This window comes from Nocardioides sp. JS614 (genome assembly GCF_000015265.1).
In the GTDB taxonomy this organism is placed as follows: Bacteria; Actinomycetota; Actinomycetes; order Propionibacteriales; family Nocardioidaceae; genus Nocardioides.
Genome location: NC_008699.1, coordinates 661,484 through 673,417 on the forward strand (window position 1 = coordinate 661,484; position 11,934 = coordinate 673,417).

An 11,934-nucleotide genomic window follows, 5' to 3' on the forward strand; every position below is an offset into this window, starting at 1 on the left:
AGTTCCGACCGGGCACGGTTCTCGTCGGCTCGACTAGGCATGTCGCACTCGTCAACTGGAAGTTCGGGCGCCCGATTGGTCGCCTAGTGCCGTCCGCGCAAACTCGTCGACGGTGAGCAGCTTGACCGTGCCACGTCCCGGGGCTGAGCGTCCGTAGTCGATGACGCGGGGTTCTCAGATTGAACCGCCCTGGAAATGCCGGAGGGTCCTGATCTAGCAAGGGAGAGTCAGGACCGTGTCTGCACCGAGGAAGTACGACCAGGAGTTCCGTGACCGTGCGGTGAGGATGTACCGCGACCGGCTGGCCGAGGCGGGTGAGTCGAAGTTGAGCGCACGCCGGCATGTGGGCTCGCTGCTGGACCTGAATCAGGCCACGCTGCGCAACTGGGTCGAGGACCGCTACCCCAACGAGGGCGCCGAGGGCGGATCGCGGCGGGTCAGTGAGGGCGAGGAGATCCGGGCGATGAAGAAGCGCGTGGCCGAGCTGGAACGGGCCAACGAGATCCTCAAGACCTCTGCGGCGTTTTTCGCCCAGGCGGAGCTCGACCGCCGACTCAAGTGATCGTCGACTACATCGACTCCCATCGGAAGCGGTTCGGCGTCGAGCCGATCTGTGCCGTGCTGTCCGAGCACGGTGTCTCGATCGCGCCCTCCACCTACTGCGAGCGCCACCGGCGACCGGTCACCGCGGCCGAGCTCGAGGAGGCCTACCTGGTCAACGCCCTGGTTACCCTGCACGCCGAGAACTGGGGCGTCTACGGCGCCCGCAGGCTCCACAAGGCGGCGCGGCGGGCCGGGATCGATGTCGGCCGTGACCAGGTCGCCCGGCTGATGCGGATCGCTGGGATCGCCGGCGCTGTCCGTGGCCGGCACCGCACGACCACCACCCGCCGTGACACGACCGCCCTGCGGCATCCCGATCTGGTCCAGCGCGGCTGGGACGTCCCGGCCGGGACCGACCAGCTGTGGGTGGCCGACCTGAAATGCCGACGTCGGCATTGGATGTCGGCCAGCCACAGGGTGTTCGGTGCCTCGGCGGTGAAGTCGCGCATCACCAGGTCGTCGTGGACCGGTGGACCGGGCTTCTTGCCGTTGCGTCCGCGCTTCTTCCCGAACGCCGACCACCAGCCCAGTTCTGAGCAGATCTTCCACACGGTGCGCTCGGCCATCGGCTCACCGGCGTCGCGGGCCTCATCGACCAGGAACCGGTAGCCGAACTCCGGGTCCTCGCCGTGGGCGTCGAACAACGCGTTGGCCCGGTAGGCCGTGGCCAGTTCCGCGTCGGTGACCGGGTTGGCCAGCCAGCGGTAGTAGGGCTGGCGAGCGATCTTGAGCACCCTGCACGTCACCGTGACGGGGATCCCGTCGCCGGCCAGCTCGCGGACGAGCGGGTACATCATTTTCCCGGCAGATGCGCCTGCGAGAGATAGGCGGCAGCGCGGCGCAGGACCTCGTTCTCCTGCTCCAGCAGCTTGATCCGCTTGTTCGCCTCACGCAGTTCTGCGGACTCGCTGCCCGAGCTCGAGGCACTCGACTTGGATGCGGAGTCGCGCTCGTCGATCGCCAGCCACCGCTTCAGGCACGACGGCGAGATGCCGAAGTCCTTGGCGACCTGGGCCATCGAGGAGTCCGACTCGCGATAGACCCGGATCACGTCCTGGCGGAACTCCTTGGGGAACGCCTTCGGCATGGTGCACATCCTTCCAGCGCCGACACACATCGACGCAGATCAGGTGTCACCTATCCGTGCAGCAGACCCGCTCCTTAAGGCATGGGGCCGGCTCGGTTCGCGGCGCCAGCGCCGGTCATGTGTGGGAATGGCGATGCACAACATCTCTATCAGGTGCTGTCGTGGACGACCCGTCCCTTCGAGCGTGGCACCGAGGCCATCACGCCTCGGACTCGTTGGGAGGGGTTCAAGGTGCTCGATTCCTCGCCCGCTCGTGCACCGTTCTCTCGGCTCTCGGCTCTCGGCTCTCGGCTCTCGGCTCTCGGCTCTCGGCTCCGACTTGACGGCGACACGGGCATCCTCTGTAGCGGACGGCAGGTCCACAGAGGGCGCCCACGGGCCCGTTGCCGGAAAGCGCTAAACCGGCTGTCAGTTTCCAGCACAAGACCCGCAGACGCTGGTCGCGATGCGTCCTACCGTCGGACCGGAAGGACGGACGTGGCGTTGGGCGGAGACACATGGTGACGTATCTACTGCTAGGACTCGCAATCGCCGTGGAGGTGATGGCCACCCTGTCCCTGCGAGCATCCGAGGGCTTCAGCAGACCTCTGCCGAGCCTTATCGTCGTGAGTGGATATGGGTTGTCGTTCTTCCTGCTCTCCGTAGTGCTCCAACGCGGTCTGAACGTCGCTATCGTGTACGCGTTGTGGTCCGCGACCGGCATCGTCGCCATCGCCGTGATCGGCGCGACCTTCTTAGGCGAACGCCTCACAAGTGCACAGGTTCTGGGCATGGGCCTCATCGTCAGCGGTGTGCTAGCCCTCGAGTTGGGCGCGCGCCACGGGTGAGCGGATGGGCGCAGCCGTCGGGCGCGGGAACCGGACGACCGGGGGTCAAATATCGCCGAGCAATCGAGAGACACTGTGATCACGAGGGTGGAAGCGGCCGGCACGGTCGCACGGCTGTACACGACTGTGACAAAGGGATTCGCCCTCCGCGAAGTTGAGCACGTCGAGGTGACCGCGTCAGGAATTGTTGGTAACCGGGAGTTCTTCTTGGTCGACATCGACGAGCGCCTGTATTCAGTGCCCAAAGACCCGATCTTCCTCGACTATTGGACCACCTACGACCCGCTCGCGAACGTTTTCCGAGTCGGTAGACGAACGGTTGTGGAGTGCGAAGCCGCGGTGCGTCCGGTGGGCCCTATTCGTCCGTTCCAGTTCGACGAGCGCATGGTCGACGGTAGGTGGACCCCGGGGCCTTGGGATGCGTGGCTTTCCGACCTGGCCGGGCGCAACCTGCGGCTGGTTCGCTGCGCCGAGCCTGGCGGAGGTGGGGACGTCCATCCTGTCACCATCGTTTCGTCGGCCTCATTGGCATCGCTCGGATGTGAGCTCGACGGTCGACCGGTGGACAGTCGTCGGTTCCGGTTGAACATGACGCTCGACCTAGGCCCGCACCCCTATCGGGAGGACTCCTGGGCTGGTCGCGTCGTGGCGGTTGGAGACTGCGCACTGAGGGTCACCATCGGGATCCCGCGATGCTTGGCCGTCGAGCATCGTCCGTATGACGGTGACCGGAAACTTCAGGTCCAGCGACACATACGGGACGTGCGCGGTCCCACACCGGGTGAGTCCGGCCCTGCCGTCCTCTTCGGCATGTACGCAGGGGTCGTGTCGCCTGGCAGTGTCCGGGTGGGCGATCGGGTGGTGCTGACGAGCTGACGGGGTTGTCTGGCAAGCGATTTGCGGGGCGCTACTCGCGAAATGGGATCAGAAGTCGCGAGCCGGCCGTTGAACTTAGAGACACGCCAAGCAGTTCAGAGTGGATGGGCGCGCGCGCCGTCCTAGTTGCGGACCCGCTTGGACGCCAGCACCTAGGTCTGAGGTCAGCCCTATACCCGGGACGGCCACGAACCCCACGCCTATACGGATCGATCGATCCGCGCCCCACGCGCGAGCAAATTTCGCGCCGTACTTGCGGCTACGCCTCATCGGGTTCTACGACCTCCCCGAGACCGCGTCTGGGAAGACTCGCAGCGTCGAACTTCGAGCACGAGAGCCAGCGCCGCGACAACCGGCCACCCGGGGAGACCCGCGACGAGGACTTCCCTGACCCTCAAGCATTGACGAACGGCCGTGATGACACGGCCCGTGCTGCTGGCCGGCGCCGGCCGCGATGTGTCGACTCGTACTGAGTTGTTGGGGTCCCGGATGCTCGCATCGGTTGCAGGCGGCCGACGCGAACTCAACAGCTGCGTTCGTACGGTGGTGGCGGGGTCCGACGCGAGGAGCGTCCCGTGGAGTGGTGGGGTTTGAGGTCGGGCGGGTCGGCGTGAAGTGGGCGGCCATCGGCGGGATCTTCGGTGTGAAACGACCAAGTCACGCACTGAAGGAGAACCACCGATGGCCTTGTCCCAGTCTGCCCTGTCCGAGTTGCTCGAGGCGTTCCGTGCCGGTGATGGCGTGGACCTGATCTGTGAATCGGTCCGGGTCGCGTTGCAGGACCTGATCCAGCTCGAGGCCTCCGAGCGGATCGGCGCGGCGCCCTATGAGCGCACCGATGCCCGGGTGAGCGAACGCAACGGGCACCGGCCCCGGGTGCTGACCACGAAGGCCGGGGATGTCGAGCTGCGGATCCCCAAGCTCCGCAAGGGCTCGTTCTTCCCGGTCATCCTCGAGCCCCGCCGCCGCATCGACCAGGCGCTGTACGCGGTGGTGATGGAGGCCTACGTCCACGGTGTCAGCACACGCTCGGTCGACGATCTGGTTGAGGCGATGGGCGTCGATGCCGGGATCTCCAAGTCCGAGGTGTCCCGGATCTGCGCCGGGCTCGATGAGCAGGTCGGGGCGTTCCGCACCCGCGCCCTGGACCACACCGAGTTCCCCTACGTCTACCTCGACGCGACCTACCTCAACGTCCGCAACACCACCGGTCAGGTGACCTCGATGGCGGTCGTGGTGGCCACCGGGATCGCCGCAGACGGCTCCCGGGAGGTCCTCGGGCTCGACGTCGGGGACAGCGAGGACGAGACGTTCTGGCGTGGCTTCCTGACCGCGCTGAAGCAGCGCGGACTCCACGGCGTGCAGCTCGTGATCAGCGACCAGCACGCCGGGCTCGTCAAGGCGCTCAGGCGGTCCTTCCAAGGTGCCGGGCACCAGCGGTGCCGGGTCCACTTCGCCCGCAACCTGCTCGCCCACGTCCCCAAGTCCCACGGCGACATGGTGGCCGCGGTGTTCCGCACGATCTTCGCCCAACCCGACGCCGCCGCGGTCAGCCACGCCTGGGACGAGGTCCGCGACCAGCTCGCGAAGTCGTTCCCGAAGATCGGGCCGCTGATGGACGAGGCGAAGGCCGAGGTCACCGCGTTCACCGTCTTCCCGCGGGCGCACTGGCAGAAGATCTGGTCGACCAACCCGCTGGAGCGGTCAACAAGGAGATCAAGCGACGCTCCCGGGTGGTCGGGATCTTCCCCACCCCCGCCGCCGTGATCCGGCTCGTCGGAGCCGTCCTGGCCGACATGCACGACGAGTGGCAAGCCGGCGACCGCCGCTACCTCTCAGAAGCATCCATGGCGCTGCTCTACCCCGACAGCGATACTGGACTCATCGCCGCAATCGACAGCAGCGAATAGGCACCGAGGATCAACCTCAAAGCCCACCACCCCGCGGGGCTCTGCCTCCGACGCGCGCGCCGCGTCCCTCTCGTCGTCGTCTTCGTGGCGGGGATCCTCTCAAGTTCAGCGATGAGAATGGGTAAGTCGGTCCGGTTCGTAGTTGGCGGATGCGAACCTGTTATCCCTTGCGGCCGTCGCCACGACTGCTCTGGCGGCGAGGTCATGACCCGAGGATGTGCTCCATTGCGCGACTCACACGGTCGGTGTCCTCGTGGTACTTCACCAACGCGCCGAGGGTTATGGCTGCCGCCTCCAGGTTCAGCTCGACTGTCTGGAGATAGTGGAGCGCTTTGGCCCAATCTAATGTCTCCGCGACGCCGGGTGGCTTGAGTAGTGCGTGTTCTTCGAGTCGGAATTCTTGGACCACTCGCACGACTTGCTCTGCTAGATCTCTTGAAACCTCGGGAGCCCGAGAGCGGACGATCTGCAGTTCGCGTTCCAGCCCTGGGTGCTCGACCCAGTGATAGAGGCAACGACGCTTCAGCGCATCGTGGAGCTCGCGCGTCCGGTTAGACGTCAGCACGACTACTGGAGGGACGGATGCCCGGACCGCGCCGATCTCCGGGATGCTTACCTGGTTCGTTGAGAGCACTTCAAGCAGGAATGCTTCGAATTCGTCGTCGGCGCGGTCGAGTTCGTCGATGAGTAGGACGGTCGGGGCCTGCCGCAGAGCTTGGAGCACCGGGCGCGGCAGCAGGAAGCGCTCGTGGTAGAGCCCCGCGTCGGCCTCTGTTGCCTCCACCGCCCCGGCTGCCTCCAGGACGCGCAGGTGCAGAATCTGACGAGGGAAGTCCCAGTCGTATAGCGCTTGGGTGGAATCGATGCCTTCGTAGCACTGGAGCCGCAGGAGGGGCAATTGCCAGGCGGCGGCCAAAGCCTCTGCGAGCGCAGTCTTGCCGGTGCCGGGTTCACCCTCGAGTAGTAGTGGCCTATGCATCTTCACGGCGAGGAAGACGACCGCGGCGAGTTCGGGCGAACAGAGATTGCCGGTCTCGCTCAACAATCGCTCGACGTCGTCCGGTGAGTCGACTCGGTCGGCCGGGGCCAACGCGTCCCTCCAACCTCGGCGTGATGGATGGCGCCCTCGGACGCGCTGAGAGGCACTCCGGTCCCACCCCAGCGTGCTGACACGATCTCGGCCGCGATGCTGATCGCGGTCTCCTCGGGAGTGCGAGCGCCCAGATCGAGACCAATGGGGCTCGACATGCGGTCGAGCTGCTCCTGTGTGACGCCAGCTTCTCGAAGGCGAGTCACCCGATCGTCGTGAGTGCGACGTGAGCCCATGACGCCGACATATGCGGCGGGAAGGTTAAGCGCAACGGAGAGGAGAGGAACATCGAACTTCGGGTCGTGCGTGAGAACGGCGATGACCGTGCGGTCGTCGACCCGTCCATTGCGATGCTCCTGCACCAGATACCTGTGTGGCCAGTTCACAACGACCTCATCCGCCTCGGGAAAGCGAGCCGGGGTGGCGAAGACGGGTCGTGCGTCACACACGGTGACGTGGTAGCCGAGGAAAGATCCCACGGACGCGACCGCTGCGGCGAAGTCGATCGCGCCGAAGACGAGCATCCGGGGCTGCGGCGCGAATGCTTGAACGAACACCTTCATCCCCTCGCCGAGCCGTTGGCCGTCGGGACCGTAGGTGAGCATGGCGTTGTGACCAGCAGCCAGTAGTCCGAGCGCGTCGTCGGCAACCGCGTCGTCGGCCCTACCGCTACCCAGAGTGCCCTTGCGGGAGGACTCTTCTCCTTCTGGGTACAGCACCATTCGTCGACCGCGCCACGCGGCGTCTGGATGGTCGACGACAGTGGCGATGGCGACCGGTCGACCCCTGCGGATGTCGTCGACGACTTCCGCGAAGTGCGGGAAGGTGTCACGGTCGACCCGTTCTACGAAGACGTCCAGTTCTCCACCACACGTGAGCCCCACCGCGAATGCTTCGTTGTCGGAGTACCCGTAGTGCTCGAGCACCGGGACTCCATCAGCGAGGACCTCGCGCGCGATTTCGTAGACTGCGCCCTCCACGCACCCCCCCGATACCGAGCCGTGCACCGTGCCGTCGGCCGTAACACCCATCGCGGCCCCGGGATCGCGGGGGGCAGACCTCGAGGTGTCGACGACGGTGGCAAGCCCGATCGGCACTCCGTTGTCCCACCATTCGAAGAGCCGATCGATGATGTCGCGCATGATGCGTCTCCTTGCGGTCGGTCATCCAAGGAAAGATGTGGGGTCGATTCGCGATATGAGACGGGTGGGGAGGTCGACTCGGGCCTCGTCATCCTGCTTGCGGTCTCGGCGAAGCATTGCCGTCTTGACGAGCTGTCCGCCCAGGTACCGAATTGGCTCTGGCGGCAGGCCGTGTCCTGAGGGTGCTCTTGTCAGAAACGACGTTGTCATGCCGTCCGCCGATCTGGTGGCTAGGCCGGCCAGAATCTGAGCGCCGATGACAGACGGTCCGACGCCGTCACCTGAGTAGCCCGTGCCGAAGTACACGCCCGGGAAGCCGGTGACCTCGCCGAAGAAGGGCAGAGAGGATAGCGAGTACTCGACGGGCGCGCGCCACGAGGACAGCAGCTCGGCGCCCGCCAAGTCAGGCACAGTTCTGGCCATGTGCGCGAGGATCTGGTCAGGGCGAGGGGCCGCGGTGAACAGCGTGTTCGTACCTCGAACTCCCCAGCCGATGCCGAGGCCTGCTTTGCCGAACAGGACCTCTCCTCCGCGCATCGGGCGCCAGTAGTCCAACAGGCGTCCGGAGTCCGAGACGTTCGTGAGCGGAGGATTTTTCCACTCGTGTCGCGGGCGAACCACGATATTGTCCGATGCCGTCGTGACGAGGTAGGAGCGAAGTTGCGGGAACTGGTTGCACCACGCGTTGATTGCCAGTACGACCGAACCGGCTCGGACCGATCCAGAATCAGTCGTTACCGAGGTGGCGGCGTGTTCGCGTAACAACCCCGTCATCGGGCTATGTTCGTGCACGACGACACCAAGGCTCTGTGCGACTCTCATGAGACCACGGGCGAGACGGGCAGGATGGAGGCCAACACAGGTCGGATCGAGGATCCCACCGCGTGCCGGCGCTCCGGCCAGTCGAGTCGCTTCCGCCGCGTCGACCTCGACGAAGGGGCAGTCGCGGTGGGCGGCCGCAGCCCCGAGGGTTTCACCCCACGCCCCGTCTTGGCTGCTGTTGTTCGAGGCCCACAGCCAGCCGTTCGACTCGACCTGCGCGTCGATGTCGTGCTCAACGCAGAAGCGACGAATGTGATCAATCGCCTCTACCGAGGCCCGAGCTACGTCAGCGCCTTCGTCCTTGCCGCCCGCACGCAGCAGGGACGGCAGCTTCGGCCATAGGTTCATCAGCATGCCGGCGTTGGTTCCGCTTGCTCCGCAGCCGCAGAGACCCGCTTCGAGAAGGATCACGTCGATGCTGGGCTCTCGCGTCTTCAGTTCGATGGCGGTCCATAAGCCGGTGAATCCGCCACCGACGATGCACACGTCGGCCCGGGCCTTCGAGGTTAGGGGCTCGGCATTGACCCGGTGTGGCTCGTCGGCCAGCGCGTCAGCCATCCAAAAGGATCGGACTCCCGCGTCAGACCTGTTCAGGTCATGGACGCGCGGGACTCGCCACCGTGCACTCATCGGACGACTGCGCAAGTTCGTGCCATCGCGTGTCGCGGGCGTGGATACGGCGTAGCGGGGGTGTTCGAGAAGCCCATCTGGCCAATCTAGGAGCGGTCGGAATCCCACTCCTGCACAGTCGCAGGCAAAGATGCGCCGATGCTTGTATGGAAGCGGTAGTGGACTCGGCAGGGAGCAAGCCGCATAGGCGCATCTGGGGTGATGCCGGTCTCAGACTGCCGCTGTGCATTGGCGACTTTCCACACAATCGTGCCGTTGGCCTTATGACACCTGGCAGTGCTGTAGCGGTTCGCCTTGGGCGAGCCTGAGCCGACTAGTTCTGAGAGAGGCGCGCTGGATGACCTTTGTTATTACCCAGTCTTGTTGTGAGGACGCCGCCTGTGTCACGGTTTGTCCTGTCCAGTGCATCCGCCCTCGACCTGGTGATCCGGACTTCGAGAGCACGGAACAGCTCTACATCGATCCGTCGAGCTGCATCGATTGCGGCGCTTGCGCCACCGCATGTCCAGTTGACGCCATCTACCCCGGAGACGCACTTCCTCCGAGCCTCTCCACGTTCAGCGCGGTCAACGCCGAGTACTTCGAGGCGCGTCCGTTGACGCCGGCTGAACCACCGGTGATCTCCCGCAATCGTCTTACCCTCGGCCAGTCGACGCTGATGGTCGCGGTGATCGGATCGGGACCCGCTGCCCTGTACGCGGCGACCGAGTTGACCGAGATCCCCGGCGTCGAAGTGACCATCATCGAGCGACTCCCGACTCCCTTCGGATTGATACGTTCAGGAGTCGCGCCCGACCACGACAACACCAAGCGCATCGCTGACAGGCTCGGGCGCGTCCTGGTCCGGCCCAACGTGCGTTGTCTCTTCGACGTGGAGGTTGGACGCGACATCTCGATCGCGGAAGTGCTGCAGCATCACCACGCTGTCATCGTGGCAACAGGCGCAGCGAGCGCACGACGCCCAGGTGTCCCCGGAGAAGCCCTCGCCGGTTCTGTCTCAGCCAAAGAGTTCGTCTCTTGGTACAACGGTCACCCTGACAGCGCACTACCGGACTTCAGCATCAAGGGGCCGAGGGCGGTCGTTATCGGCAACGGCAACGTGGCTCTGGACGTCGCGCGTCTGCTCGCGCAGCGAGCGACCGCGTACGCGTCCACTTCGGTGTCCGACTCCGCACTAAGGTCGCTAACCGCCGGCAGCATCGAGGAAGTGGCCGTCGTCGGACGCAGGTCCCAAGCCTTCGCCGCTTACAGCACAGCTGAGTTGACGGCGCTAACGCACCTGCCGGACGTGGATCTGGTCGCGGAGGCGAGTGAAATTGCTGTCACGGACGATGACTGGGCCGCTGCTTCCCAGTCAGGCCGCGGGTGGGCCCTGGCTCGCCGATACGACATTGTCGCCGAGGCTGCCGCTCGCACTTGCACACGGCCTCGACGGATCATCCTGCGTTACGGTCTGACGCCGGTGGCACTGTTGGGCCAGCACGAGGTCACAGGCATCGAACTGACCCGGCATGACGGGACCAAGGAGGTCATCGAGACCTCGTTGGTCATCTGGGCTGTGGGATTCACTGGACAGCCGATCGACGGACTGCCATTCGATGGGGACAGGGGAGTACTTCCGAATCGCGAGGGTCGGGTGATCGACCTCCGCGGCGGGCGCCCCGTGCCGGGGGTGTATTGCACCGGTTGGGCGAAACGCGGGGCCTCAGGGGTGATCGGGACGAATCGGGTCGATGCGGCCGAAACAGTTGCGTCATTGATGGAGGACTTGAAGAACGGACGCTTAGCAGATCCGCGCGGCGGCCCGGAATCGTTCGCAGACCTCGCTCGGTTGCGACGACCCCGCCTGCTTGAGGTCGACGGTTGGCGGCGCATCGATGACGCCGAGGTGGATGCAGGGCGCGACCAAGGCCGCACTCGGGTCAAGTTCGTGACGTGGTCGGGCCTCCGCGACGCAGGTCATAACGACTGATCGCCCTCAACGAGGCCGGCATTGAACTCATCCCCCCTGAACGCAGTGCACGCGCAAACTCCGACAGCTTTTTTTCGGACAGTGAGTAAGACGGCGCGCAGACATCACGACAACATCATCGAACCCGTCCGTTCTCTCGCCCTCCCTTCCCGAAAGGCTCCTCATGTCGCCCGTCAAGGTCGCTGTCATCTACTACTCCGCCACGGGGACCATCCATTCGATGGCCGAGCGGCTGGCGACCTTTGCGCGAGGCACAGGCGCGGAGGTCCGGCTCCGCCGAGTCCAGGAACTGGCACCGCCGGACGCCGTCTCACGCAACAAAGTGTGGGCCGACCACGCAATTGCCACTGAACACATCGACATTGCCTCGGCCGACGACGTGGTGTGGGCAGACGGTGTCATGTTCGGGACGCCGACCCGGTTCGGAAACGTTGCCAGTCAGCTGAAGCAGTTCCTCGACACCTTGGGGCCCCAGTGGTCCCAGGGTCTGCTGGCGGACAAGGCCTACGCCGGTTTCACGGCCACGCAGACGGCGCACGGGGGTCAGGAATCGACTCTGCTCGCTCTGTACAACAGCATCTACCACTTCGGCGGTGTCCTCGTGCCGCCCGGCTACACCGATCCTCTCAAGTTCGTCGACGGGAATCCGTACGGCGTATCCCACGTGACTGGCCAGTCGAATAGCGAGCCGCTAGGAACGCCGCAGGTGGCTGCGCTCGAGCACCTGGCCAACCGTGTCGTTCGGCTGTCGGGGAAGTTGCGGGACGTCTCAGCGTCGACCGCCGGCGTCTCGTAATCGCGCACGATTCTCGCTCCACCGAGACGATCTCACTGCTCAGCCAACCGACTGAGCAACTGCCCTCTCCCTGAGAGTGAGCGGAGGTACGACGATGACGAAGCAGCAGGCGGCCGGTAAACAGACGACTTGGGCAACCCCAGCGAGGACCGGATGGTCGGCAACTCAGTCGGGCTCTC

At 65.3% G+C, this 11,934-nt stretch carries 10 protein-coding genes, 1 pseudogene and 1 other annotated feature; of the genes and pseudogenes, 7 read left to right on the top strand and 4 right to left on the bottom strand.

The annotated features are described in order from the left end of the window. The first annotated feature begins 235 nt into the window (after positions 1-235). Positions 236-562 carry a transposase gene (locus NOCA_RS04570; protein ID WP_041546178.1) on the top strand — a complete coding sequence of 109 codons (327 nt, stop codon included), beginning with the start codon at positions 236-238 and terminating at the stop codon, positions 560-562. Then, positions 520-651 (top strand) — a sequence feature (AL1L pseudoknot). (Overlaps the previous gene by 43 nt.) Continuing rightward, positions 619-1,212: an IS3 family transposase gene (locus NOCA_RS28610; protein ID WP_443189693.1), complete on the top strand. Its 594-nt coding sequence runs from the start codon at positions 619-621 to the stop codon at positions 1,210-1,212. It overlaps the preceding feature by 33 nt. 184 nt (positions 1,213-1,396) lie before the next feature. On the opposite strand, the gene NOCA_RS04580 is transcribed toward NOCA_RS28610, so the two are convergent. Beyond that, positions 1,397-1,690: an IS3 family transposase gene (locus tag NOCA_RS04580; protein ID WP_041546180.1), complete on the bottom strand. Its 294-nt coding sequence runs from the start codon at positions 1,688-1,690 to the stop codon at positions 1,397-1,399. A gap of 497 nt (positions 1,691-2,187) precedes the next feature. On the opposite strand from NOCA_RS04580, the gene NOCA_RS04585 reads away from it, so the two are divergent. The 3 genes and pseudogenes from NOCA_RS04585 (at position 2,188) to NOCA_RS04595 (ending at position 5,303) form a co-directional block, all read left to right on the top strand. Further along, positions 2,188-2,517: a DMT family transporter gene (locus tag NOCA_RS04585; protein ID WP_011754104.1), complete on the top strand. Its 330-nt coding sequence runs from the start codon at positions 2,188-2,190 to the stop codon at positions 2,515-2,517. Between the two features lie 75 nt (positions 2,518-2,592). Next, positions 2,593-3,393 (top strand): MOSC domain-containing protein, encoded by an 801-nt coding sequence (locus tag NOCA_RS04590; RefSeq protein WP_041546183.1) that lies wholly within the window; start codon positions 2,593-2,595, stop codon positions 3,391-3,393. A 681-nt stretch (positions 3,394-4,074) separates the two neighbouring features. Then, positions 4,075-5,303: pseudogene (locus tag NOCA_RS04595) on the top strand (IS256 family transposase). A gap of 202 nt (positions 5,304-5,505) precedes the next feature. On the opposite strand, the gene NOCA_RS04600 reads toward NOCA_RS04595, so the two are convergent. Genes NOCA_RS04600 through NOCA_RS04610 form a run of 3 tightly spaced genes read right to left on the bottom strand, consistent with a single transcriptional unit; the run spans position 5,506 to position 8,915 of the window. Next, on the bottom strand, positions 5,506-6,345 hold the full coding sequence (locus tag NOCA_RS04600) for an AAA family ATPase (RefSeq protein ID WP_238383414.1): 840 nt from the start codon (positions 6,343-6,345) through the stop codon (positions 5,506-5,508). Next, the gene (locus NOCA_RS04605; protein ID WP_011754108.1) at positions 6,342-7,535 is read right to left on the bottom strand and encodes an XdhC family protein; all 1,194 of its coding nucleotides are present in this window, start codon (positions 7,533-7,535) and stop codon (positions 6,342-6,344) included. The genes NOCA_RS04600 and NOCA_RS04605 overlap by 4 nt, the downstream gene beginning before the upstream one ends. Before the next feature lie 21 nt (positions 7,536-7,556). Next, positions 7,557-8,915 carry an NAD(P)/FAD-dependent oxidoreductase gene (locus tag NOCA_RS04610; RefSeq protein ID WP_049774221.1) on the bottom strand — a complete coding sequence of 453 codons (1,359 nt, stop codon included), beginning with the start codon at positions 8,913-8,915 and terminating at the stop codon, positions 7,557-7,559. 409 nt (positions 8,916-9,324) lie between these two features. On the opposite strand from NOCA_RS04610, the gene NOCA_RS04615 reads away from it, so the two are divergent. Together NOCA_RS04615 and wrbA are read left to right on the top strand one after the other, a co-directional pair. Further along, the gene (locus tag NOCA_RS04615) at positions 9,325-10,959 is read left to right on the top strand and encodes an FAD-dependent oxidoreductase (RefSeq protein ID WP_011754110.1); all 1,635 of its coding nucleotides are present in this window, start codon (positions 9,325-9,327) and stop codon (positions 10,957-10,959) included. A 163-nt stretch (positions 10,960-11,122) separates the two neighbouring features. Continuing rightward, entirely contained in the window at positions 11,123-11,755 is a 633-nt protein-coding gene (wrbA, locus tag NOCA_RS04620; protein ID WP_011754111.1) for an NAD(P)H:quinone oxidoreductase, read from the top strand. Positions 11,756-11,934: the final 179 nt, after the last annotated feature.

Bases quoted from the DNA above. Each gene is read 5' to 3' on its own strand.
- NOCA_RS04580 (WP_041546180.1), bottom strand. From the start codon at position 1,690: ATGCCGAAGGCGTTCCCCAAGGAGTTCCGCCAGGACGTGATCCGGGTC.
- NOCA_RS04585 (WP_011754104.1), top strand. From the start codon at position 2,188: ATGGTGACGTATCTACTGCTAGGACTCGCAATCGCCGTGGAGGTGATG.
- NOCA_RS04605 (WP_011754108.1), bottom strand. From the start codon at position 7,535: ATGCGCGACATCATCGATCGGCTCTTCGAATGGTGGGACAACGGAGTG.
- NOCA_RS04610 (WP_049774221.1), bottom strand. From the start codon at position 8,915: ATGGCTGACGCGCTGGCCGACGAGCCACACCGGGTCAATGCCGAGCCC.
- NOCA_RS04615 (WP_011754110.1), top strand. From the start codon at position 9,325: ATGACCTTTGTTATTACCCAGTCTTGTTGTGAGGACGCCGCCTGTGTC.
- wrbA (WP_011754111.1), top strand. From the start codon at position 11,123: ATGTCGCCCGTCAAGGTCGCTGTCATCTACTACTCCGCCACGGGGACC.